Source organism: Novosphingobium fluoreni (assembly GCF_014196615.1).
Lineage (GTDB): Bacteria > Pseudomonadota > Alphaproteobacteria > Sphingomonadales > Sphingomonadaceae > Novosphingobium > Novosphingobium fluoreni.
Map to the genome: position 1 here is coordinate 132,502 of NZ_JACIDY010000006.1, position 21,808 is coordinate 154,309.

A 21,808-nucleotide genomic window follows, 5' to 3' on the forward strand; every position below is an offset into this window, starting at 1 on the left:
CTCGGACACTAGGGCTATAGGGCGGCCGGGGGACTGGCAAGGGGTTTGCAAAAATGCAATGTCAGTGCTGAAAACCAAGATGATCGGGGAGCGGCACTGGCGCCCCGTTATGGAGCAGGGTCAGGCCTTCACCTGACCCGATTGCCCCTACTTTGTAGAGAACCGCATCTTGCTCCTTGGCTGCTGCCATCAGCAGCGCTTCGTGCGCTTGGGGCGCGGTGAAGAGCAGGCAATAATCATCGCCCGCCGAAGCTGCGGAAATGCGGCTTTCTAAATCATCTCCCACCGTCTGAAGCAGCGCCGGCGACAGAGGTACTTTGTCCAATTCGATGATGGCCGAACGCCCACTCGCGTCGGCGAGGCGCTGCGTATCGATCAGCAGGCCATCCGAAATGTCCATCATCGCGCTGACCAGCGGGACGAGGGCAAGACCCAGAGCTACGCTTGGCCGGGGCTCGCGATAGGCGGATATCAGGGCGGCCTGGCTGGCTTCGTCCGCCTGAAGCCGCTCCTGCAGCAGCGCCAATCCCAGTCCGGCATCGCCGATCGTGCCGCTCACCCAGATTGTGTCCCCGGGATGGGCACCGCTACGCGAAGGGACGTTTACGCCCTCCATCGGTTCTCCCAGGGCGACCAGTGCGAAGCTGCGGGGGGAGCCGGAGACATGACCGACCGTGTCACCACCCAGCAGGGGAATCGCGAAGCTGCCGCAGGCTTTCTCCAGCCCGGTCAGAAACCGCGCGTTCCATGCCGCATCGTTCGACAGGGCGTAGGACAGCAGGCATCCCCTGGGTCGCGCGCCCTTGGCGGCGAGATCGGAGACGTTGGTCGCCACCAGTTTCCAGGCGACCGTTTCGGCGGGATCTTTGGGCAGGAAGTGGATGCCCTCGACGATCGTGTCCATGGTGAGGACCAGTCGGGAGCCACCGATCTCCAGCACCGCAGCGTCATCGGCCAGGCCCCGCGCCGCGTCGGACGTGGCGATGGCGCGCAGGGCGGCGATGAAGGCAGCCTCGCCGCTCACCGGCACGGCATCGGGCGTCCGTTCAACGGACCTGCTTGGCGACGCCGTCCAGCACGCCGTTCACGAACTTGGTTTCACGCGCGTCGAAGAAGGCGTGGGCCACGTCGAGATATTCGCTGATCGCGCTGGCGGTCGGAACGTCGGGGCGAGCAAGCAACTCCCAGGTACCGGCACGCAGGATCTGCAGCATCGTGCGGTCGAGGCGAGGGAGGGACCATCCCTGCGCCAGCTTGGCCGAAAGCAGCCCGTCGATTTCGTCACGCCGGGCGATCACGCCTGTTACCACGTCGTCGAAAAAGGCGACCTCGGCCTCGGCGTATTGGTCATCGTCGATCTCGGCACCCAGACGATGGCGATGGAACTCATCCAGTAACTGGGCCTGCGGGGTGCTCTCCATCTCGAACTGGTAGAGCGCCTGGACGGCGGCAAGGCGGGCGGCGGCGCGGCCCTTGGTTTTGGACTTCATATTCCTAGTCTCGTCTCGATAGAGCGTGCGTGCGCGGGGAGGCCTTCCGCTTCGGCCAAGGCGATGGCGGCCGGCCCGATCGCCTGAAGGGCGCGCTTGTCCAATTGGATGAAGCTCGTGCGCTTCATGAAATCCAGCACTGAAAGCCCCGAGGCAAAGCGGGCGCGGCGGCCGGTGGGCAGCACGTGATTGGGCCCGGCGACATAGTCACCCACCGCTTCGGGAGTATGGCGCCCCAGAAAGACGCTGCCGGCGTGGCGAATGCGGGTAAACAGCGCTTCAGGATCGTCCGTGGCGATCTCCACATGCTCGGCCGCCAGCGCATTCGCCAGGGCGGGGGCTTCGTCCAGGCTTTGCACCTCGATGATGACGCCGTGCTTGTTCCAGCTCTGATCGGCGACCCTGGCAGTCTGCAGCATCGCAATCTCCACCTTGATCCGATCGGCGACGGTATCGGCGAAAAGCGGATCGTCAGTGATCAGGATGGATTGGGATGACGGATCGTGCTCGGCTTGGCTGAGCAGATCGGCGGCGATCCACTCCGGGTCGTTGTTGCCATCGGCGATCACCAGAATTTCGCTGGGACCGGCCACCATGTCGATGCCGACGACCCCGAACATCTGGCGCTTGGCTTCGGCCACCCAGGCATTGCCGGGGCCGGTGATCACGTCGACCGGCTGAATCCGCTTGGTGCCATAAGCCAGCGCGCCAACGGCCTGTGCGCCACCGATCCGCCAGATCTCGTCCGCGCCCGCAAGGTGTGCCGCGGCAAGGACCAGCGGGTTCATAACGCCCTTGGGTGTCGGTGTGACCACTACGAGCCGCTCCACGCCGGCGACCTTGGCGGGAATGGCGTTCATCAAGAGCGAGGAGGGATAAGCCGCTCGCCCGCCCGGGACGTAGAGACCCGCCGCGTCGACCGGCAGCCACTTGGCCCCAAGCCTTACGCCGGTCTCGTCGGTATAATCACGATCCTCGGGCTTTTGCGCCTCATGATAGCGACGGATGCGTTCTGCGGCGAGTTCCAGCGCGGCGCGCAGTTCCGGCTTCAAAGCGTCAAAGGCATCGCGGCATGCAGCGGGTTCGATCCGCCATGACGCTTCATCGGACAAACTATGCCCGTCGAAGCGCGTCGTGAGATCGATCAGCGCTTCGTCGCCACGGTTGCGGACATCGGAGAGGATGCGAGCGACGTCGCGGGCGACATCCTCGTCGCTTTCCCGCCGATCGCGGACGAGGCGACGAAAGGCCTGATCGAACCCGGCGCCACGCGTGGAGAGGCGCAGCATCAGGCGGCCTCCCGCTCGTTCACCAGCGCGCGAAACCGCTCGACCAGGGCACCGACCCGTTCATCGGTCTTCAGAGCGGCGCGGTTGACGATCAGCCGGGCCGAGATATCCAGGATGGTGTTGGTTTCCACCAGGCCGTTTTCCAGCAGGGTCCGCCCGGTCGACACCAGATCGACGATTCGGCTCGCCAGTCCAAGACTGGGGGCCAGTTCCATTGCGCCGTTCAACTTCACGACCTCGGCCTGGATGCCCATGCCTTCGAAGTGCCGGCGCGTCAGGTTCGGATACTTGCTGGCGATGCGCAAGTGAGACGGCAGCGCCCCGGAAACTTCTCCCTCGGGCGCGGCGACCGACAGGCGGCAGTGGCCAATCGCCAGATCCACCGGTGCGTAGAGATCGGGATAGCCGAATTCCTCCACCACATCCGAGCCGACGATCCCCGCCTGCGCCGCGCCATGCGCCACGAACGTCGCCACGTCGAAAGCGCGCACGCGGATGAGCCGCATTTCCGGATTTTCACACGCGAAAGAGAGCGCGCGTGACTTCTTGTCATGGAACTCCGCTTCGGGCACCACTCCAGCGCGCGCCATCAAGGGCAGCGCTTCTTCAAGGATGCGGCCTTTCGGCACGGCGAAGATCAGCGGGTTCGGCATGGTGGCGGGCCTTAAGCGGCCTGTCGAAAAAGGGCAACATGAGAGCGCGTGCAGTGTAGGCTTCTGCCTTCGTCGAGTACGCGCGCTGAGAATTCAGATCAGGCCCTTGGCTCTCAGGGACACATGGCCTTCTCGCCCGATCACGACATGGTCGTGAACCGTCACGCCCAACAGTCGTCCCGCTTCCGCGATGCGATTGGTGATCTCGATGTCCGCGCGACTGGGCTGTGCGTTCCCGCTGGGGTGATTGTGCACCAGGATCAGCGCCGTCGCCCCCAGGTCCAGCGCTCGGCGGATGACCTCGCGCGGGTGAATCGCGGCCTCGTCGATCGATCCGTCGCCTACGTGATCGTCCATGATCAGCATGTTGCGTGCATTGAGATAGAGCACGCGCACACGCTCGCGAGTCAGATGCGCCATATCGATGGTCAGGTAATCGATCAGGGTCTGCCAGGAACTTAGCACCGGCGCTTCACGAACGCGCTGCCGGGCAAGCCTTCGCGCTGCAAGGCCCACGATCTTGAGCGCCGCCGCCGTCGCCTCTCCCATCCCGGGGTGCGCCGCCAGAGTGCGCGAATCGGCGGTGAGGACTCCGGCCAGCGATCCGAAGCGATCGATCAGCGTGCGGGCCAGCGGCTTCATGTCACGCCGGGGCACCGCCTGCATCAGCAGCATTTCGATCACTTCGTGGTCGCCCAGGGCCTCGTCGTTGCCTTCCAGCAGGCGCTGGCGCAGGCGCGAACGATGGCCGCTGGGATCGGTGCCGGGCTTGGCCGATGGCGCTTCATCGAACAGGGTAGGGTCCTTCGCCATGGTCTGGGGAATCCATTGCCTTTCAAGGTTCGCCAGCGCAAGTGATGCTACGAATGGCGGATCAGGACGAAGCAGCGATCGTGGAGCAGGCGGCAGGGCCCGGAACCCGCCGGGGTTTGCGCGTGGGCGCGGCGCTGATCGTCGTTCTGCTGGGCGGCGGTGCTTTGTATGGCTGGCTCAGCCGCAAATCGATCGCGGACGATTACCTGGCGGGCGAACTGGCGCGGCTTGGCCTGCCCGCCACATATCAGATCGCGGCGATCGGACCTGACGAGCAGGTCTTGCGCAACTTGGTGATCGGCGACCCGCGCCGTCCTGACCTGACGATCGAGGAAGTCCACGTCGCGACGCGGCTGCGGTTCGGCTTGCCGGGCGTTGGCCGGATCACCCTGATTCGCCCTCGGTTGTTCGGCGCGGTGGTGCGCGGCAAACCCAGCTTCGGCGCGCTCGATAAGTTGTTGTTCACAGGCAGCAAGGCGCCGTTTCGCCTACCGGACTATGATGTTGACGTGCAGGATGGTCGGGCGCGGATCGCAACCGACTACGGTACGATCGGCGTGAAGGTCGGTGGCAAGGGCGCGCTGCGTGATGGCTTTGTGGGTGAGGTTGCCGCCATCGCACCGAACTTTTCGGCCCAGGGCTGCGACGTCAGCAGCCTTAGCCTCTACGGGCGTGTTGCGATCAAGGCAGAGCGGCCGACTTTCGCCGGCCCGGTCCGCCTCGGCTCTGCGTCCTGCGCAGCGCAGGGCCTTTCGGTGGGCCAGTCAGGCATCCAGGCCAAAGTCACGCTTTCACAGGCATTGGATGGCGGGGAAGGTGAACTGAGAGCGCTAGCCCAGAATTTGATTACGCCTCAGGCAAAGGCGGCCAAGCTTCGCGGGAAGGTCAAGTTCGCTTATCGTCAGGGCGTGCTGAACGCCAAGGTGGACGCCACCGGCGAACGTGTCGCAATCGACGCGGCGCGGGCAGGTCGGCTCGGCGTTTCCGCCCAGGTGAGGGCAACGAATGGCTTCTCCCGGTTTCAGATAGAGGGCGACGCATCGGGAACGGGCATCGCAACGGGCCCCGGTCTCGATGAAGCGCTGTCTGTCGCGCAACGCGGGGGGCAGGGGACACTTGCCGAGCCGCTCATCAGCCGCATTCGCCAATCGTTGGCGCGCCATGCTCGGGATGCCACGCTGGATGGCAGCTTCCTGGTCCGTCGCGGGGCGGAGGGGCTGTCCGTCGTAGTGCCGCGAATCGGATTGCACGGGCAAGACGGCACATCGCTGCTCGCCGCCTCGCGCGTGCAGGTTCTCGCGCGGCCCGAAGGACTGCCTCACATCTCGGGCAACTTCACCACCGGCGGTGCCGATCTGCCGCGCATCGCCGGGCGGATGGAGCGTGCGAAGGACGGCAGCCTGGTGCTCCACGTCCAGATGGCTCGCTATCAGGCAGGGGATGCCAGCTTCGCGATACCCGATCTGTTGATCGTGCAGGCGCGCAATGGCGCAATCGGTTTTGCCGGCGGGGTCATCGCCAGCGGCGTCCTGCCAGGTGGACGCGCCGACAATCTCATGCTCCCGGTCGATGGCCGCTGGCACGATGACATGCTGGCCTTGTGGCGGTCTTGCGCGAACGTACGGTTTGATCGGCTGACGCTGGCTTCGCTGTCGATCGATCGGCGGCAGTTGACGGTGTGCCCGGCAAACGGCCGTCCGCTGGTTACCGTCTCCGGCGGCAAAGCGTCGGTAGCAGGCGGGATTGCCGCGCTCGATCTGGCAGGACGCCTGGGGCAGACGCCGATCCGCATTGCTTCGGGCCCGGTGGGATTCGCTTATCCCGGTGTGATCACCGCACGCTCTGTCGATGTTAGCCTGGGGCCCACCGCAACGCCGTCGCGCTTCCGCATAGCCAACCTGACCGCGCGCGCCGGACGCGAAATCGGCGGCACGTTCGACGGTTCGGACGTGGCCTTGAACGCCGTGCCACTCGACTTGCACGAGGTGCGCGGACGGTGGCGCTATGCCGGCGGCGCGCTGACGCTGGCCGACGCTTCGTTTCGACTGGAAGATCGGGAGGCGGTCGATCGTTTCCAACCGGTGATCGCGCGGGAGGCGACCCTTTCCCTTCGCGACAATATCATCGATGCAAAGGCGCTGCTGCGCGAACCAACCAGCGACCGACCGATCCTTCTGACTACGATTCGGCACGATCTCTCCCGCGGTCGTGGCGCGGCCGATCTGGCGGTGCAGGACATCACGTTCGACCAGAAGCTGCAGCCCGATACGCTGACCCGCCTCGCGCTGGGCGTCATCGCCAATGCCCGGGGCACGGTGCGCGGGCAGGGTAGAATTGATTGGGACTCGGCGGGGGTGACGAGCCAGGGCACTTTCAAGACGGACAAGCTGGACTTCGCCGCCGCCTTCGGACCCGTCCAAGGCGTCTCCGGTGCGATCCAGTTTTCTGATCTCCTGGGGTTGGTCACGGCGCCGCGGCAAACTCTGAAGGTTGCCTCCATCAACCCCGGCATCGAGGTGAACGACGGGACCATCGTCTATGCCTTGCAGCCGAATTACGTCTTATCGGTCGAGGGTGGCACCTGGCCTTTCGTTGGCGGTACGTTGAAGCTGCAACCTACCCGGATGATCATCGGCAGCGATGCCATCCAGAATTACACGATGGAGGTGACCGGCGCGGATGCAGCGCTGTTCGTCCAGCGCCTGGAACTGGCAAACCTCAACGCCACGGGCACGTTCGATGGCACGCTGCCTCTGGTGATCGACAAGAATGGCGGGCGCATCGAAGGCGGCATGCTGCGTTCGCGGCCACCGGGGGGCAATGTGTCCTACGTCGGCGAGCTGACGTACAAGGACCTCTCGGCGATGGCGAACTTCGCGTTCGATACCCTGCGATCGCTTGATTATCGCCAGATGACGATCGGCATGGACGGCGCTTTGCAGGGAGAGATCGTGACCCGCGTCAGCTTTTCGGGCGTCACACAGGGAGAGGGCGCAATGAAGAACTTCCTGACGCGTCGCATCGGCAAATTGCCGATCCAATTCAACGTGAACTTACGCGCGCCATTCTTCCAGCTGATCACCTCGTTCAAATCGCTTTATGATCCGGCCTACGTTCGAGACCCCCGCACGCTGGGTTTGATCGATGCCAACGGCAAGACCCCGCCGCGCGCGTCAAACGCGACGCTATCAGCTGATCGCGCAAAACCCTCTATTCAGCCTACTGTAAGCGAGCCCATGCCATGACCTCTTCCTGTTCGACAGGCCTTGTCGATCCGCTGCACCGCACTGATATACATAGCGAGCAGACAGGATGGGCGGGGAGCCGGGCGAAATCGATTATGCTTCTGCTGGCAGCCGTGTTGCCGCTGGGAGGATGCATATCGGTCAACGCACCGGATAAGCCGATCGTGATTGAGTTGAATATCAACATCAAACAGGAAGTCGTTTACCGCCTCGCCGAAGATGTGAAGCAAAACATCGAAGCCAACCCGGATATTTTCTGATGAAATCGATATCGCATCTCCGCTCTCTCGCACTTGCTGGCCTTGGCGGAGCCATGCTTCTGGGATTGTCCGAACCGGCCTTTGCCGATCGTGATCCGGCCTACGCGGCTGCGCGGTCCGCCGGGCAGGTGGGAGAAAAGACGGACGGTTATCTCGGCGTCGTTGGCGGTGGCAGCGGTGACCTTCGCGGCCTTGTGGACAAGATCAACATCCAGCGTCGTGCCAACTATACCCAGCGAGCCGCCTCACAGAATGCGACCGTGGAGGAATACGCCTTTACGCAGGGTTGTCTGCTGATCGCTCGTACGGCGCCCGGAGAAAAGTACCAGTCCCCCGACGGCAGCTGGCAGACACGCGGCAGCGGCGCGCCGCAGCGCGACCCGCGTTGCCCCTGATCCATCCGCGATCGCCACATCCGGCGTGGCGCATGCCGGGCGATGTTTCGCTAATGTGATTTCCTTTTGTTGCGCATAGCGGTGGCCGGGATAACCCGCCCGAGCGCCACCACCCCGGTTGACTTGAAATTTCCCTCACCCTAAGGGGCCGATGCCTACGGCGGGCGGGCCGTCGGGCGTGTCGCAAGTTCCTGCGAGAATTAGGGGCTGACATGAACGACGAACCGGACGCACGAGCACCTCTTGGTGAAGATGCGCGTCTTGACGCGCTTGACGAGCGGCTTCGTGTCGCACGCGAGCAGGAAGAGAAGCGTACCAGGCCGGTGGCAGGGGCGGAAGCGGACGAGAGTTATCGTGCCGGCAACCGTGTTCTCGCCGACCTCCTGGGAGGTATCGTAGGCGGCGCTTTTCTGGGGTGGGTCATCGACCATTTCGCTGGAACTACGCCTTGGGGTCTGTTGGTGATGATGTTCTTCGGGATACTTGTCGCCTTCAGAAATATCATCCGGATGTCCAACCGGCGCCCTGATTGATTGCCCGGGCCGTAAGGCTCGCAATCAGCAAAGGGTGCCGCTTGCACATATAGTTAGGTAAAGAGGCGAGACGTGGCAGCCGAGGCGGGCAAAGTCGATCCGATGCACCAGTTCACCATCGAGCCGTTGTTCGGCACCGAGGGTTGGCAACTGGCGGGCTACCATATCCCGTTCACCAACTCCTCCTTGTGGATGGCCTTGGCATCGCTGCTGATGCTGGTGTTCGTGGCGGGCGGCATGAAGCGGCAACTGGTGCCGGGGCGCTGGCAGATGGCGGTGGAAAGCTTCACCGGCTTTATTGATGGGCTGCTTGCGGCCAACGTCGGGCCAGCGGGCAAGAAGTACGTCCCGTACATGTTCACGCTGTTTATGTTCATTCTCTTCGCCAACTTCCTTGGTCTTCTGCCGCTGGGCGTGATCGGACTGCACGCGTTCACCTTTACCAGCCACTTTTCGGCCACCGGTGTTCTCGCTGTCGTCACGTTCGCGATCGTCATCATTGTCGGGTTCGCGAAGCACGGCTTCCATTTCTTCTCTCTGTTCGTGCCGCACGGCACCCCTGTGGTCATGATCCCGCTTATTTTCTGCGTGGAACTGATCTCGTTCCTGGTGCGTCCGTTTAGCCTCGGCCTGCGACTATTCGTTGCCATGATGGCCGGTCACGTTCTGCTTGAGGTCCTCTCCAGCTTCGTGATCAGCACGGGCAACGCCAACATCGGTCTTTTCGCGATCGCCGGTCTGCCCAGTTTCATCCTCATGGTGGGCATCTGCGCACTCGAGCTGCTGGTGGCGGGCATTCAGGCCTACGTTTTCGCTCTTCTCACCTGCGTTTATCTGAACGACGCTGAGAACCTGCACTGATCTTCATTCCACGGATCCTCACCGATCCACGATTTACCAAAGGGAGTTTCTACCATGGACGCAGATGCTGCAAAGCTGCTCGGAGCCGGTCTCGCTGCAATCGGTTGCGGCCTCGCCTCGATCGGCGTGGGCTCGGTCTTCGCCAAGTTCCTCGAAGGCGCGCTGCGCAACCCCGGTGCTGCCGACGCGCAGCAGGGCCGCCTGTTCATCGGTTTCGCCGGTGCTGAGCTCTTGGGCCTGCTGTCGTTCGTTGTTGCCGCGCTGCTGATCTTCGCCTGATCGCGCGAACCGTCTGGGTCGAGCCGCTTCAGTCTGAGGCGGTCTCGACTGCTACGGTAATCCCCGACCACTCGAGACAGGGCTGACGGATGCCACAGATTGCGCAGCTGGGCGAGTTCTACGCCAGTCAGATTTTCTGGCTGGTCGTGTTCTTCGGCCTGGCATTCTTCATCGTCGGGCGCGGAATGGTGCCCAAGGTGATGGACACCGTCGCCCATCGCGACAAACAGATTTCCGACGATTTCGCGGCGGCGGAGCAAGCCCGCCGTGAGGCGGACGTGCAGGAAGAGGCATGGCGCCAGCGTGAGAACGCTCGCCGCGCCGAGGCTCAATCGTTGATCGCCGATGCTCGTGCCAAGGCGACCCTTGCCTCCGAGAAGCGTCTGGGCGAAGCCCAGCGCGTGATTGACGGCAAGCTCGGTGAGGCCGAAGCTCGTATCGCTCAGGCCCTTGCATCCGCAAGTGCCGAGATCGAGAACGTGGCTACCGATGCTGCGCGCGATGTGATTGCGCGGGTTGCCGGTATCACCGTCGATGATGGTGCGGTTCGTTCGGCCGTTAAGGAGAAGCTTGCTCATGGCTGAAGCTCCTGTGTCTGACGCCCACGCCGTCGCCGGCGAACCGGGTGTAGCTGCTGAAACCCACGCGGGTACCGAGGTGCATCACGCTGAGCCGCTGTTGCTCGGCATCGCGCCACCCGTCGCGGTTGTCAGCGCGTCGATGATCGTGCTGATCCTTATTGCATTGTGGAAGGGCGTTCCCAAGCTCGTGACGTCTGGTCTCGATGCCAAGATTGCCGATATCCGCAGCCAGCTGGAGCAGGCCAAGGCGCTGCGCGCCGAGGCTGAGGCGCTCCGCAAGGAATATGCCGACAAGATCGCCAGCGCTGAAAAGGACGTGGCGTCGATGCTTGATCATGCCCGTCATGAGGCGGAGGCGATCGTCGCGAAGGCTGAGGCGGATACCACCGATGTCATTGCGCGTCGGGAAAAGATGGCCCAGGACAAGATCGGTGCGGCGGAGCGTTCTGCCGTGGCTGATTTGCGTACGAAGGCGGCTCGCGCCGCTGCAGACGCCGCGCAGGGCCTTATCCGCGGGAACTACACGGCGCAGGCAGATCGCGCGCTTGTCGATCAATCGATCGGCGCCTTGTAGCTTTTTACGGGCTATATCGCTCCAAACGAACCCCCGCCTCGTGCGGGGGTTTTTGTTTGTCGGCTGACGGTCGAGGCAATCCGGGATTAGGTGGTCGGCGCCATTGCTTCCGGTCGGGCGTAGGCGAACATGTGCTGCACGTAATCGGCTTTGCCCAGGTCGATGCCACTGCTCCGCAAAATGGCGTAGGCGGCCATCACATGGAAGTAGAACTGGGGGATCGCCCAGTCGCGCACGTATTGCTCCGCTGTGAGGTCGAAAATAAGGCCGTTGGGCAGCGCATGGGATAGAGGGCGCTCAGGCGCTCCGCCATCGCTCCCCGAAGCCGATTGCTTCACCCATTCGACAGTCTCCCTGATATGGCGTTGCGCGTCGGCCAGAGTGCTAGGCTGTGTCCGCGCGTTCCTCCCTTCGTCGAGCAGGTCCGTCAATGCTGGAGGAAAGTTTTCTTCGCGCAGTCGGTGTATCCCCTCCCGTGCTTGGACACACGCGAAGCGAATCTGTGTGGCCAGCGGGAACATGTCCGACGTCAGGCTGGAAAGCAAAAGCGCCTCCGCCTCGCCCCTAGGCAGTTGTGTCTCAGCCTTTTCCAGCCAGCGGGATAGAGCTTCCAACATCTGGATATATGTCGGTGCCAGAAGGTTCATTAGCGACATATGAAAGTATGACCTTGGTCTCTAGCGCGAAGCAGGGATGGCATCAGAAAGCATCCTTGGCGGCCCGTAGCGCAGCGAACGTTGCCACGGCATCGCCAGCCCCCCATCGGGATTGCAAATCAGTGTCATCAGCCCGGAGGAACGGATTGGTCTCTAACTCCCGTCCCAGTTTCGTGGGAACGGTTGGGCGGTCTTGCGCACGACGTTTTTCCACCTCGGTGACGTAGGCCGCCAACTGCGCATTTTCCGGGTCTGCATGGATCGCGAAGCGCGCGTTGCCCGCGGTGTATTCATGGGCGCAGTAGATCAGCGTTTCGTGCGGAAGCTCCTTCAGACGGCTCAGACTTTGCCAAAATTGCGGAGCAGTGCCTTCGAACATGCGACCGCAACCTAACGCAAAGAGGGCGTCACCGACAAAGGCGATCGCTGCATCGGGAACATGAAACGCCACGTGCCCCAGTGTATGCCCGCCAACGTCGATCACATGGCCAGTGTATTCGCCTAGCTTTACCGTATCTCCGTGGTCTACCGTATGATCCACCCCGGCGATCCGGCTTGAGTCATTGACGGGCGCAGTGACGATGCAGCCAGTCGCAGCCTTGATCGCCTCGTTTCCTCCGGCATGGTCAGGATGCCAGTGGGTGTTCCAGATCTGGGTGATTTTCCAGCCTTTCAGCTGGGCCTGCCGAAGGTACTCCGACGCGTCGGGAGTATCGATGCATGCGGTCTCACCGCTTTCGGGGTCGTGCAGCAGGAACCCGTAGTTATCCGAAAGGCACGGGAATTGATGAACTTCGAGCATGAGTGTCTCCTCACCCGACTGTGTAGCGGATGAGAGCGCAAGAAAAAGCCCACCGCGGCGTTTGGCCGGGCGGGCTTTTCTATTTGATCGTGCCGGGCTGAACCCGAGACGAGGGGGCCGGAGAGTTGTGGCTCTGCGGCCCGCGTACGGCTTAGCGGTTCTTGAGAGCCTCGCCCAGGATATCGCCGAGCGATGCACCCGAGTCCGACGAACCGTACTGCTCCACGGCTTCCTTTTCCTCGGCCAACTGACGGGCCTTGACGGAGAAGTTCGGCTTCTTCGAACGGTCGAAACCGATCACCATCGCATCGAGCTTTTGGCCGACCTGGAAGCGGTCAGGACGTTGCTCGTCGCGATCGCGGCCAAGGTCCGAACGCTTGATGAAGCCGGTCGCGCCATCGTCGCCAGCCTGCACTTCGAGGCCGCCATCGCGGACTTCGAGGATGGTGACGGTGGTGACTTCGCCACGACGCAGACCACCCGCGCCGCCGCTGGCTGCCGCGCCAGGCGCGCCGCCCGCTGCGGGAGCGCCACGCTCCAGCTGCTTCATGCCAAGGCTGATGCGCTCCTTCTCGACATCGACGTCGAGAACGACGGCCGAAACCTGCTCACCCTTGCGGTGCAGGGCGAGGGCGTCTTCACCCGAAATGCCCCATGCGATGTCGGACATGTGGACCATGCCGTCGACGTCGCCATCCAGACCGATGAACAGGCCGAACTCGGTGGCGTTCTTGACTTCGCCTTCGACCTGGCTGCCCACCGGATGCTTCTCGGCGAACTCTTCCCACGGATTGCGGTTGGCCTGCTTGAGGCCCAGGCTGATGCGGCGCTTTTCGGAATCGACCTCGAGCACGATGACGTCGACTTCCTGCGAGGTCGATACGATCTTGCCGGGGTGGACGTTCTTTTTGGTCCAGGACATTTCCGAAACGTGAACCAGGCCTTCGATGCCCGGCTCCAGCTCCACGAAGGCGCCGTATTCGGTGATGTTGGTGACAGTGCCGTGCAGCTTCGCGCCGACGGGGTACTTGACCATCGCACCTTCCCACGGATCGCTCTCCAGCTGCTTCATGCCGAGGCTGATGCGCTGGGTTTCCGAGTTGATGCGGATGATCTGCACCTTCACGGTGTCACCGATGTTGATGACCTCGCTCGGATGGTTGACGCGCTTGTAGCTCATGTCGGTGACATGGAGCAGGCCGTCGATGCCGCCCAGGTCGACGAACGCACCGTAATCGGTGATGTTCTTCACGACGCCGTCAATCACCTGGCCTTCGGTCAGCTTGTCGATCAGTTCGCTGCGCTGCTCGGCGCGAGTCTCTTCGAGGACGGCGCGGCGCGACACCACGATGTTGCCGCGACGACGATCCATCTTGAGGATCTGGAACGGCTGCGGGATATCCATCAGCGGGCCGACATCGCGGACCGGGCGGATATCAACCTGCGAGCCGGGCAGGAACGCCACGGCGCCGTCGAGGTCGACAGTGAAGCCACCCTTGACGCGGCCGAAGATCACGCCGTCGACGCGCTTGCCTTCGCCAAATTCGCTTTCGAGCTTGTCCCACGCAGCTTCACGACGGGCGCGATCGCGCGACAGCATCGCTTCGCCGTCGGCGTTCTCGACGCGGTCGACATAGACTTCGACTTCGTCACCGACCTTCAGGCCGTGATCATCGTCACCACGGGCGAATTCGCGCAGCGAAACGCGGCCTTCGCTCTTGAGGCCTACATCGATGACGGCCTTGTCGTTTTCGATTGCGGTGATCGTGCCCTTGACGACGCGGCCCTCGAAGCCCTCTTCGCCAGCGCCACCGAGTTGCTCGTCGAGCATTTTCGCGAAATCATCGCGAGTGGGATTTGCCATAGTGGCCATAAATGCAATGTCTCTCTACGTACTGATTTTCCGGCCAGGCGGTTGTTTCCGCCGGTCTTTCTTCCGATGCCGCACCATGCGGCAAACGGGCCAAAAAGGGCCGAACTGCCCGCGGGGCCGGATACCCGAGCGGGCGCCTTCCCGATCAAAAAGGTCAGAAAAGCTGCTGGCCTCTACTCCCTCGCAGGGCAAGATGCAACTGCGGGGAGGGCGATCGCCGACGTCGGTCCGATCCGGTAATCAGGCGTCGGCGGTGCGGAGGCTCTGGCGATCCTGGGCGATCTGAATGGCGGAGGCGATCGCGGCGTCTCGGTCGAGATTGCTCGTGTCCAACACGATGGCGTCATCGGCGACGATAAGGGGTGCGTCCTTGCGCGAGGTATCGCGGGCGTCCCTGGCCCTCAAGTCGTTGGCGATATCGCTCAGGCTAACGTCGCGACCTTGCACTAGCATCTCCCGGTGACGGCGCTCGGCGCGGGCCTCGACGCTAGCGGTGACGAAGAGTTTGATCTGCGCTTCGGGCACGATCACCGTGCCAATGTCCCGTCCATCCAGTACAGCGCCTCCAGGCTGGTTCGCAAAGCTGCGCTGCCGCTCGAAGAGGGCCTGGCGGACGGATGGATGGATCGACACGCGACTGGCGAGGCCGCCGGTGATTTCCGAGCGCAGTTCGGGGTCGTTCAACAACTCTTCCGCGAACGTGGTCGCGGCCAGAGCGTCCGCCGGATCGTCGGGATTTCCGCCAGCGAGGACGCATTGTCGGCCAACCGCGCGATAAAGCAGCCCAGTGTCGAGATGAGGCAGATCGAAATGCGCGGCCAAGGCTTTGGAGATCGTGCCCTTGCCCGAGGCGGTCGGGCCGTCGACCGCGATGATCACGCCGCTACCTCATCGGCGAGAGTATCCAGCAGGCTCTCAAACGTGGGGAAGCTTGTCGCGATCGGACGGGTATCGTCGATCTCGATGCCTTGGCTGCTCGCCATTCCCGCAATCGCCATGCTCATGGCGATGCGATGATCGAGATGCGTGACAATCGGTTCGCGAGAATTGCCGGACAGGGGCGCCCCGCCGGTACCGTCGATGATAAGACCATCCTCGCGCTCTTCGATCCGGGCACCCGCCAGCGTCAGAGCCGAGGCCATCGCCGCCAGACGATCGGATTCCTTCACGCGCAACTCGTCCAGCCCGGTCGTGACCGTTCGCCCTTGCGCGACCGATGCCGCGACGAACAGTGCCGGAAATTCATCGATCATGCTGGGCGCGACGGCGGGGTCGACCTCGATGCCGCGCAAAGTGGAGTGGCGGACGCGCAGATCCGCGACCGGCTCGCCGCCCACTTCCCGGCGATCGATTTCATCGATGCTGCCGCCCATCTGTCGAAGCACATCGAACAGGGCAGAGCGCGTAGGATTGAGGCCGACGTTCTCGATGATCACGTCCGACCCTTCAACGATCAGCGCGGCCACCACGAAGAACGCGGCGGAGCTGGGGTCGCCGGGGACGTCGATCGTCTGAGGCTTCAATTCGGCTTGTCCGGAAAGCGTGATGACCCGGGTGCCGTTCGGATCCACATCCACCATCAAGTCGGCACCGAAACCTTTGAGCATGCGTTCGGAGTGATCGCGCGTCGGAACGGGCTCGATGACCGTGGTTTGACCCGGCGTATTAAGCCCAGCGAGCAGTACCGCACTTTTCACTTGGGCCGAGGCCACCGGTAGGCGGTACTGGATCGGCACGGCGGGTGAAGCGCCGCGCAGGATCAATGGCAGGCGTCCGCCGGCGCTGGCCGCGATGTCGGCGCCCATCTGCGACAAGGGCTCGATCACGCGTCCCATCGGTCGTTTGGACAAGCTGGCATCACCGGTGAAAGTGGCCTGGATCGGATGGCTCGCCACCAAACCCATCAGCAGCCGGGTGGAGGTTCCCGAATTACCCATGTCCAGCGCCGTCTCTGGCTGCAGCAAGGCGCCAACGCCCACTCCGTTGACCATCCAGTCACCTGTGCCGACACGCTCTACATGCGCACCCATCGCCCGCATGGCAGCGGCTGTCGCCAGCACGTCCTCACCTTCCAAGAGCCCGGAAATCCGGCTTTCTCCGACGGCGAGGGAGGATAGCATGATCGCACGATGGCTGATCGACTTGTCGCCAGGCACGCGGATGCGACCGCGTAACGGGCCGCTCGCCTGGAAACGGCGCGGGCGCATCGGAGAGGTCGGGTCGGCGGTCACGTATGGGGCTTTCACTAGGTGGCGGCTAAGCGCGGGAAGCGCGCGGCTTTTGACAGGAGCCACCGGCTATGGCAAGGCGCGCGCCCTGATGCGTCCCTTCACCGCTTGATTTCGCGGCGGGGCCTAACCATCAAGTACGCGAACTTTCAGCGCGATCCTTTTGGGGGATGGCGCCAGACGAGGATAATTCATGGTCAAGCCTGAGTGGGGCGCCAAGCACGGCTGCCCGAAATGCGGCACTCGTTTTTATGACCTCGGCAAGGATGACCCGGTCACCTGCATCGAGTGCGGCAATAGCTGGACGCCTGAGCCTGTGCTCAAGTCCAAGCAGCCGGTCGCCTTCGAGGAAGTGCAGAAGAAGGAGGTCGTCGAGGAGCAGGATGACGATCTGGCCGAAGAGGATCTCGACATCGACGAGGACGGCGATTCGCCGGACAACGATGTCGATCTCGGCGGGGACGACGATCTTGGCATCGGCGCAGCGGCCGATGAGAACGAGCACGATACGTAATCGTCACGGGGCGGCGAAACCTCTTTTCCGCCCCGCAATTTTCCCTCTTGCCAACCCTGGGAGCCGCCACTAGAGGGGCGGTCCTCCCGGGGTTCGACCTAGGGGTGGACAGGCCTCCCAGGGCTTGTCCGAATGAATGGAACGGGGCCGTAGCTCAGCTGGGAGAGCGCTACAATGGCATTGTAGAGGTCAGGGGTTCGATCCCCCTCGGCTCCACCATTCTGTCGGTATGGCGATATTTGGTCCATGCCGGGCTGCGAACGCTAGCCCCCTGCGCATCCGGTGCATACGACCAAGATGGTCGCCTCGCCCCGGTTCTCGGAGGCCGTTATTCTCACTCCGGCCTGAATCAAATCTCACCACACCTTTGCGACTGTTCACGGTCGCGGAGCGGTGACTATTTCTACGCTGGCTGACGAGGTTTCGTCCGCCGGCGTTTTTGGCGTTTCGCGGGTTTTCGCTCGTGGCAACTGGAGTGGACAGTGATGTTCGACAGTCTTTCGGATCGCCTTGGTGGTGTGTTCGACAAGCTGCGTGGGCGCGGTGCGCTCAAGGAGCAGGATGTCCGCGATGCCATGCGCGAAGTGCGCATCGCGCTGCTCGAGGCAGACGTGGCGCTGCCGGTTGTGCGCCGCTTCGTCGACCAGGTCACGGAAAAGGCGGTAGGTCAGGACGTGCTGCGCTCGGTCACGCCGGGTCAGCAAGTCGTCAAGATCGTCAACGATGCGCTCATCGAGACGCTGGGCGGCGATACCGCGCCCGAGCTTGACCTCAACGCCACGCCGCCAATCGTCATCATGATGGTGGGTCTCCAGGGCTCGGGTAAGACCACCAGCACCGCCAAGATTGCCAAGCTTCTGAAGGAGAAGCACGGCAAGAAGGCGATGATGGCCTCCTTGGACGTCAACCGCCCGGCGGCGCAGGAGCAGCTGAAAGTCCTGGGCGAGCAGGTGGGTGTCGCTACCCTGCCGATCATCGCCGGCCAGCAGCCGACCGAGATCGCGACACGCGCGTTGCAGTCGGCCAGGCTGCAGGCAGTGGACGTGCTGCTGCTCGATACCGCCGGTCGTCTGCACGTCGATCAGCAGTTGATGGACGAGATGAAGGCGGTTTCCGCCATCTCGACCCCGCGCGAAGTGCTGCTGGTCGTCGATTCGCTGACCGGGCAGGATGCGGTCAACGTCGCGCAGTCATTCGCGGGGCAGGTCGACCTGACCGGCGTCGTGCTGACGCGTATGGACGGCGATGCGCGCGGTGGTGCGGCTCTGTCGATGCGGGCCGTCACCGGCAAGCCGATCAAGTTCGCCGGTACCGGTGAGAAGCTTGACGCGATCGAGGTATTCCAGCCCGCTCGCGTCGCCAATCGCATCCTGGGCATGGGCGACATCGTCAGCCTCGTCGAGAAAGCGGCCGAGGCGGTCAAGCTTGAGGATGCCGAAGCGCTCGCCAAGCGCATGGAGCAGGGCAAGTTCGACATGAACGACCTGCGCATGCAGCTCAAGCAGATGCAGAACATGGGCGGCATCGGCGCCCTGGCGGGACTAATGCCGGGCATGAAGAAGGCCAAGGCGGCGATGGCATCCTCCGGCATGGACGAGCGCGTGTTGCTGCGCATGGATGCGATCATCGGCTCGATGACGCCCAAGGAGCGCAGCAATCCCGCGCTGCTGAACGCCAAGCGCAAGATCCGCGTCGCCAACGGCTCTGGCACCCAGGTGCAGGACGTGAACAAGCTCCTGAAAATGCATCAGGAAATGTCCAAGGCGATGAAGCAGATCAAGAAGATGGGCGGGCTCAAGGGCCTTGCCGCGATGTTCGGCAAAGGCGGCCTAGAAGGCGCCATGCCCGGCCTGGGCAATGCCCTTGGCGGTATGGGTGGCGGCGTCGGCAGCCTGCCCGATATGAGCAAATTCAAGAAGTAATCATTAGAATCTAGAAGGAAGGTTGAACAATGTCCGTAGCAATCCGTCTCTCGCGCGGTGGCGCCAAGAAGCGTCCGTATTATCGCATCGTCGTCACCAACAGCCGTAGCCCGCGCGACGGCAAGTATTTGGAGCAGGTGGGCACCTACAACCCGGTTCTCGCCAAGGATGACGCGAACCGCGTGACGCTGGTCGAAGATCGCGTGCGCTACTGGCTGGGCGTGGGTGCGCAGCCGACCGACCGCGTCGCGCGTATGCTCGACAAGGCCGGCATCAAGGAGCGTGCGGCCACCAACAACCCGAACAAGGCCGAGCCGGGCAAGAAGGCCAAGGATCGCGCCGAGGACAAGGCCGCCAAGGCTGCTGAGGCCGAAGAAGCTGCAAAGGCAGCACAGGCCTCCTCGGCCGAAGCTCCGGCTGAGGGCGCTGAGAACCCTGGCGCCGAAGAGGCTCAGGTCGAGAGCAGCGAGGCTCCGGCTGAAGGCTGATAGCCGAGGCGGAACCTATGCCTTTGTCACCTGATCGTCCCGTCACGCTGGCCGCCATCACTGGTGCGCACGGTGTGACGGGCGAGGTGCGCGTAAAGCTGTTCGGAGAGGGTGTGGCCGCGTTGAAGCGCTACCATGCCTTCAACGCGGGTACACTCACGCTCGAAAAGCTGAAGGACGACGGCAAAGGCGGCGCAATCGCGCGGTTCGCTGAAGTGGCGGATCGTACGGCCGCCGAGAAGCTGCGGGGTACGGCGCTGACTGTGCCCCGCTCTGCCATGCCACCGTTGGCGGATGGCGAATATTATCATGCAGACTTGCTGGGCTTGCCTGCGGTATCGCTGTCAGGCGAAGCCTTGGGCACCTGCATCGCCGTCGAAAACTATGGCGCAGGCGATGTGCTGGAGATCGAGCGACCGGCGCAGGAAGACGGCAAGCGGCGGCGCTTTATGGTGCCGATGACACCGTCCGCGGTGATGGCGTGGGACGCTGAAAAGCTGGTGATCGCCGCGGCTTTTGCCGAAGACTGACGCGACCATGACGTTCGCCGCCACCGTCCTGACGCTCTATCCGGAAATGTTTCCTGGGCCGCTCGGCATTTCGCTGGCGGGCAGGGCACTGGTGGAAGGGCGATGGGCGCTGACGCCGGTGCACATCCGGGACTTCGCGACCGATAAGCATCGCACCGTCGATGATACGCCAGCGGGCGGCGGCGCGGGCATGGTGCTGAAGGTGGACATTCTCGCCGCCGCGATCGACCACGCGCGCGCTTTGCAGCCCGATGCTCCGATCCTGGCGATGACCCCGCGAGGTGCGCCGATCACGCAGAAGCGCGTTCGAGCGCTGGCGGCAGGGCCTGGCGTCACCATTCTGTGTGGGCGTTTCGAAGGCTTCGACGAGCGTATCTTTGCAGGTCGCCAAGTGGAAGAGGTCAGCGTCGGTGATATCGTCCTTTCAGGGGGCGAGCCGGCCGCGCTCATGCTGCTGGATGCTTGCATTCGGCTGCTTCCCGGCGTAATGGGCGCGCCTTCCAGTGGGTCCGAGGAGTCGTTCGAGGACGGCTTGCTTGAATATCCCCACTATACCCGACCCACCGAGTGGGAAGGGCGCACGATCCCTGAAGTGCTGCGATCGGGGGATCATGCGAAAATCGCCGCCTGGCGTAAAGCCAGATCGGTCGATGATACACGGTCACGCAGGCCGGACCTTTGGGAGCGTCATTCTGGCGCTCGGGACCAGTCTGCCTCTGGCGCGCGGCACAACGAAGGACCAGGCATATGAACCTGATTCAGCAGATCGAGGCCGAGGAAATCTCCAAGGCCGCCAAGGAAATTCCTGATTTCCGTCCTGGCGATACCGTCAAGGTCGGCGTTAAGGTCGTTGAAGGTACGCGTACCCGCGTGCAGAACTTTGAAGGCGTGTGCATCGCGCGTTCGAACCGCGGCATGGGTTCCAACTTCACCGTGCGCAAGATGAGCTTCGGCGAAGGCGTGGAGCGTGTTTTCCCGCTCTACTCGCCTAACCTCGATGCTATCACTGTTGTGCGCCGCGGTGTCGTGCGCCGCGCCAAGCTGTACTATCTGCGTGGCCGCACAGGCAAGCGCGCTCGTATTGCTGAGCGTCGCGACGTTCGGAATGACGAAGCGTAAGGTTTCGTTTTTCCGCGTTCAAGTTTTTGAATTTATGGCGGGGCGGGCATCCTGGATGTCCGCCTCTTCTTTTTTTTCGGAGCGAAGCGTTACCAGCCAGATTGCATTATGAAGTTAAAGTGCTGAAAGCGCTTTCTTCATAGTTAGCCTGACGGGGCTTCGTTAACCTGCGAGATATACGCAAATCTATCGAAGAAACGCGGTAAACCGTCGTTTTTTGAGGCTTTTTGGCTTTGACAGGCGCTGGAAAAGGCGCTCAATTCCACACCCATTCGCTAGGCGAATCCAGGTTTCAAAAAGTTTCGAACGTTTTCCACTGAGAGGTAGGGGGATCCCACAATGAACAAAAACGATCTGATCAGCGCGGTCGCAGGAACCAGCGGGCTTACGCGCAACGACGCCGTTAAGGCCGTGGAAGGCGTTTTCGATGCCATCTCCGATGCGCTGAAGAAGGGTGAAGAAGTTCGCCTGGTCGGTTTCGGCACCTTCTCCGTCGCGAAGCGCAAGGCTTCCACCGGCCGCAACCCCCGCACCGGCGAAGCGATGGAAATCAAGGCCTCCAGCCAGCCCAAGTTCAAGGCTGGCAAGGTTCTGAAGGACGCCGTCAACTAAGCAAACGGTTCGACCGGCTAAAGCCGGTCTCGCTTTTGATGCGCCGCATCCCTCGGGGTGCGGCGTTTTGCTTTTGTAGCCATCGGTATTT

Annotated in this window: 25 protein-coding genes and 1 tRNA gene; 16 read left to right on the top strand and 10 right to left on the bottom strand. The window is 62.8% G+C overall.

What is annotated here, in order from left to right:
* Window positions 1-61: 61 nt before the first annotated feature.
* From thiL to radC, 5 genes are all read right to left on the bottom strand, one after another.
* Entirely contained in the window at window positions 62-1,024 is a 963-nt protein-coding gene (gene thiL / locus GGR39_RS12660; protein ID WP_183617548.1) for a thiamine-phosphate kinase, read from the bottom strand.
* A 22-nt stretch (window positions 1,025-1,046) separates the two neighbouring features.
* Window positions 1,047-1,490 carry a transcription antitermination factor NusB gene (gene nusB / locus GGR39_RS12665; protein WP_183617475.1) on the bottom strand — a complete coding sequence of 148 codons (444 nt, stop codon included), beginning with the start codon at window positions 1,488-1,490 and terminating at the stop codon, window positions 1,047-1,049.
* Window positions 1,487-2,779 (bottom strand): histidinol dehydrogenase, encoded by a 1,293-nt coding sequence (hisD, locus tag GGR39_RS12670; RefSeq protein ID WP_183617476.1) that lies wholly within the window; start codon window positions 2,777-2,779, stop codon window positions 1,487-1,489. The genes nusB and hisD overlap by 4 nt, the downstream gene beginning before the upstream one ends.
* Window positions 2,779-3,432, bottom strand: a complete 654-nt coding sequence (hisG, locus tag GGR39_RS12675; protein ID WP_058735470.1) for an ATP phosphoribosyltransferase — start codon at window positions 3,430-3,432, stop codon at window positions 2,779-2,781. The genes hisD and hisG overlap by 1 nt, the downstream gene beginning before the upstream one ends.
* A 93-nt stretch (window positions 3,433-3,525) precedes the next feature.
* Window positions 3,526-4,245, bottom strand: a complete 720-nt coding sequence (radC, locus tag GGR39_RS12680) for a RadC family protein (RefSeq protein ID WP_183617477.1) — start codon at window positions 4,243-4,245, stop codon at window positions 3,526-3,528.
* Between the two features lie 53 nt (window positions 4,246-4,298).
* Between radC and GGR39_RS12685 the strand changes: the two genes are divergently transcribed.
* The 8 genes from GGR39_RS12685 (at window position 4,299) to GGR39_RS12720 (ending at window position 10,973) form a co-directional block, all read left to right on the top strand.
* Window positions 4,299-7,490, top strand: a complete 3,192-nt coding sequence (locus GGR39_RS12685; protein WP_246388680.1) for an intermembrane phospholipid transport protein YdbH family protein — start codon at window positions 4,299-4,301, stop codon at window positions 7,488-7,490.
* Entirely contained in the window at window positions 7,487-7,750 is a 264-nt protein-coding gene (locus tag GGR39_RS17475) for a YnbE family lipoprotein (RefSeq protein ID WP_343055882.1), read from the top strand. The genes GGR39_RS12685 and GGR39_RS17475 overlap by 4 nt, the downstream gene beginning before the upstream one ends.
* Complete coding sequence (locus GGR39_RS12695) at window positions 7,750-8,145, top strand: YdbL family probable chaperone protein (protein ID WP_183617478.1); 396 nt, start codon at window positions 7,750-7,752, stop codon at window positions 8,143-8,145. Before GGR39_RS17475 ends, GGR39_RS12695 begins: the two co-directional genes overlap by 1 nt.
* A 212-nt stretch (window positions 8,146-8,357) precedes the next feature.
* Window positions 8,358-8,678, top strand: a complete 321-nt coding sequence (locus GGR39_RS12700; protein WP_058735466.1) for an AtpZ/AtpI family protein — start codon at window positions 8,358-8,360, stop codon at window positions 8,676-8,678.
* A gap of 72 nt (window positions 8,679-8,750) precedes the next feature.
* Window positions 8,751-9,539 carry a F0F1 ATP synthase subunit A gene (locus tag GGR39_RS12705; RefSeq protein ID WP_058735465.1) on the top strand — a complete coding sequence of 263 codons (789 nt, stop codon included), beginning with the start codon at window positions 8,751-8,753 and terminating at the stop codon, window positions 9,537-9,539.
* 54 nt (window positions 9,540-9,593) lie between these two features.
* Window positions 9,594-9,818: a F0F1 ATP synthase subunit C gene (locus GGR39_RS12710; protein ID WP_058735464.1), complete on the top strand. Its 225-nt coding sequence runs from the start codon at window positions 9,594-9,596 to the stop codon at window positions 9,816-9,818.
* An 89-nt stretch (window positions 9,819-9,907) separates the two neighbouring features.
* A complete protein-coding gene (locus GGR39_RS12715) occupies window positions 9,908-10,402 on the top strand; it encodes a F0F1 ATP synthase subunit B family protein (RefSeq protein ID WP_183617479.1) in 495 nt (164 codons plus the stop codon).
* Window positions 10,395-10,973: a F0F1 ATP synthase subunit B family protein gene (locus tag GGR39_RS12720; RefSeq protein WP_183617480.1), complete on the top strand. Its 579-nt coding sequence runs from the start codon at window positions 10,395-10,397 to the stop codon at window positions 10,971-10,973. The genes GGR39_RS12715 and GGR39_RS12720 overlap by 8 nt, the downstream gene beginning before the upstream one ends.
* Window positions 10,974-11,059: 86 nt before the next feature.
* On the opposite strand, the gene GGR39_RS12725 is transcribed toward GGR39_RS12720, so the two are convergent.
* From GGR39_RS12725 to aroA, 5 genes are all read right to left on the bottom strand, one after another.
* Complete coding sequence (locus GGR39_RS12725) at window positions 11,060-11,629, bottom strand: DUF1993 family protein (protein WP_183617481.1); 570 nt, start codon at window positions 11,627-11,629, stop codon at window positions 11,060-11,062.
* Between the two features lie 43 nt (window positions 11,630-11,672).
* Window positions 11,673-12,431, bottom strand: a complete 759-nt coding sequence (gene gloB / locus GGR39_RS12730; protein WP_183617482.1) for a hydroxyacylglutathione hydrolase — start codon at window positions 12,429-12,431, stop codon at window positions 11,673-11,675.
* A gap of 151 nt (window positions 12,432-12,582) precedes the next feature.
* Window positions 12,583-14,304 (bottom strand): 30S ribosomal protein S1, encoded by a 1,722-nt coding sequence (gene rpsA, locus GGR39_RS12735; RefSeq protein ID WP_058735460.1) that lies wholly within the window; start codon window positions 14,302-14,304, stop codon window positions 12,583-12,585.
* 240 nt (window positions 14,305-14,544) lie between these two features.
* A complete protein-coding gene (locus GGR39_RS12740; RefSeq protein ID WP_183617483.1) occupies window positions 14,545-15,183 on the bottom strand; it encodes a (d)CMP kinase in 639 nt (212 codons plus the stop codon).
* Complete coding sequence (gene aroA / locus GGR39_RS12745) at window positions 15,180-16,511, bottom strand: 3-phosphoshikimate 1-carboxyvinyltransferase (protein ID WP_183617551.1); 1,332 nt, start codon at window positions 16,509-16,511, stop codon at window positions 15,180-15,182. The genes GGR39_RS12740 and aroA overlap by 4 nt, the downstream gene beginning before the upstream one ends.
* A gap of 214 nt (window positions 16,512-16,725) precedes the next feature.
* On the opposite strand from aroA, the gene GGR39_RS12750 reads away from it, so the two are divergent.
* The 8 genes from GGR39_RS12750 to GGR39_RS12785 all read left to right on the top strand — a co-directional run bounded on the left by GGR39_RS12750 (window position 16,726) and on the right by GGR39_RS12785 (window position 21,717).
* A complete protein-coding gene (locus GGR39_RS12750; protein WP_058735456.1) occupies window positions 16,726-17,046 on the top strand; it encodes an FYDLN acid domain-containing protein in 321 nt (106 codons plus the stop codon).
* A 143-nt stretch (window positions 17,047-17,189) separates the two neighbouring features.
* Window positions 17,190-17,265: transfer RNA gene (locus tag GGR39_RS12755), tRNA-Ala, on the top strand.
* Window positions 17,266-17,531: 266 nt separating this feature from the next.
* Complete coding sequence (gene ffh, locus GGR39_RS12760; RefSeq protein WP_058735455.1) at window positions 17,532-18,968, top strand: signal recognition particle protein; 1,437 nt, start codon at window positions 17,532-17,534, stop codon at window positions 18,966-18,968.
* Window positions 18,969-18,997: 29 nt separating this feature from the next.
* Window positions 18,998-19,456 (top strand): 30S ribosomal protein S16, encoded by a 459-nt coding sequence (rpsP, locus tag GGR39_RS12765; protein WP_058735454.1) that lies wholly within the window; start codon window positions 18,998-19,000, stop codon window positions 19,454-19,456.
* 17 nt (window positions 19,457-19,473) lie between these two features.
* Window positions 19,474-19,986, top strand: a complete 513-nt coding sequence (rimM, locus tag GGR39_RS12770; RefSeq protein WP_183617484.1) for a ribosome maturation factor RimM — start codon at window positions 19,474-19,476, stop codon at window positions 19,984-19,986.
* Between the two features lie 7 nt (window positions 19,987-19,993).
* The gene (trmD, locus tag GGR39_RS12775; protein WP_183617485.1) at window positions 19,994-20,737 is read left to right on the top strand and encodes a tRNA (guanosine(37)-N1)-methyltransferase TrmD; all 744 of its coding nucleotides are present in this window, start codon (window positions 19,994-19,996) and stop codon (window positions 20,735-20,737) included.
* Entirely contained in the window at window positions 20,734-21,105 is a 372-nt protein-coding gene (gene rplS, locus GGR39_RS12780) for a 50S ribosomal protein L19 (protein WP_058735451.1), read from the top strand. Before trmD ends, rplS begins: the two co-directional genes overlap by 4 nt.
* 339 nt (window positions 21,106-21,444) lie before the next feature.
* Window positions 21,445-21,717, top strand: a complete 273-nt coding sequence (locus GGR39_RS12785; protein WP_058735450.1) for an HU family DNA-binding protein — start codon at window positions 21,445-21,447, stop codon at window positions 21,715-21,717.
* The last annotated feature ends 91 nt before the right edge of the window (window positions 21,718-21,808 follow it).

Coding starts and splice junctions, on each gene's coding strand:
- nusB (WP_183617475.1), bottom strand. CDS start 1,490: ATGAAGTCCAAAACCAAGGGCCGCGCCGCCGCCCGCCTTGCCGCCGTC.
- hisD (WP_183617476.1), bottom strand. CDS start 2,779: ATGCTGCGCCTCTCCACGCGTGGCGCCGGGTTCGATCAGGCCTTTCGT.
- hisG (WP_058735470.1), bottom strand. CDS start 3,432: ATGCCGAACCCGCTGATCTTCGCCGTGCCGAAAGGCCGCATCCTTGAA.
- radC (WP_183617477.1), bottom strand. CDS start 4,245: ATGGCGAAGGACCCTACCCTGTTCGATGAAGCGCCATCGGCCAAGCCC.
- GGR39_RS12685 (WP_246388680.1), top strand. CDS start 4,299: ATGGCGGATCAGGACGAAGCAGCGATCGTGGAGCAGGCGGCAGGGCCC.
- GGR39_RS17475 (WP_343055882.1), top strand. CDS start 7,487: ATGACCTCTTCCTGTTCGACAGGCCTTGTCGATCCGCTGCACCGCACT.
- GGR39_RS12695 (WP_183617478.1), top strand. CDS start 7,750: ATGAAATCGATATCGCATCTCCGCTCTCTCGCACTTGCTGGCCTTGGC.
- GGR39_RS12700 (WP_058735466.1), top strand. CDS start 8,358: ATGAACGACGAACCGGACGCACGAGCACCTCTTGGTGAAGATGCGCGT.
- GGR39_RS12710 (WP_058735464.1), top strand. CDS start 9,594: ATGGACGCAGATGCTGCAAAGCTGCTCGGAGCCGGTCTCGCTGCAATC.
- GGR39_RS12715 (WP_183617479.1), top strand. CDS start 9,908: ATGCCACAGATTGCGCAGCTGGGCGAGTTCTACGCCAGTCAGATTTTC.
- GGR39_RS12720 (WP_183617480.1), top strand. CDS start 10,395: ATGGCTGAAGCTCCTGTGTCTGACGCCCACGCCGTCGCCGGCGAACCG.
- GGR39_RS12725 (WP_183617481.1), bottom strand. CDS start 11,629: ATGTCGCTAATGAACCTTCTGGCACCGACATATATCCAGATGTTGGAA.
- gloB (WP_183617482.1), bottom strand. CDS start 12,431: ATGCTCGAAGTTCATCAATTCCCGTGCCTTTCGGATAACTACGGGTTC.
- rpsA (WP_058735460.1), bottom strand. CDS start 14,304: ATGGCCACTATGGCAAATCCCACTCGCGATGATTTCGCGAAAATGCTC.
- aroA (WP_183617551.1), bottom strand. CDS start 16,511: ATGCGCCCGCGCCGTTTCCAGGCGAGCGGCCCGTTACGCGGTCGCATC.
- GGR39_RS12750 (WP_058735456.1), top strand. CDS start 16,726: ATGGTCAAGCCTGAGTGGGGCGCCAAGCACGGCTGCCCGAAATGCGGC.
- ffh (WP_058735455.1), top strand. CDS start 17,532: ATGTTCGACAGTCTTTCGGATCGCCTTGGTGGTGTGTTCGACAAGCTG.
- rpsP (WP_058735454.1), top strand. CDS start 18,998: ATGTCCGTAGCAATCCGTCTCTCGCGCGGTGGCGCCAAGAAGCGTCCG.
- rimM (WP_183617484.1), top strand. CDS start 19,474: ATGCCTTTGTCACCTGATCGTCCCGTCACGCTGGCCGCCATCACTGGT.
- trmD (WP_183617485.1), top strand. CDS start 19,994: ATGACGTTCGCCGCCACCGTCCTGACGCTCTATCCGGAAATGTTTCCT.
- rplS (WP_058735451.1), top strand. CDS start 20,734: ATGAACCTGATTCAGCAGATCGAGGCCGAGGAAATCTCCAAGGCCGCC.
- GGR39_RS12785 (WP_058735450.1), top strand. CDS start 21,445: ATGAACAAAAACGATCTGATCAGCGCGGTCGCAGGAACCAGCGGGCTT.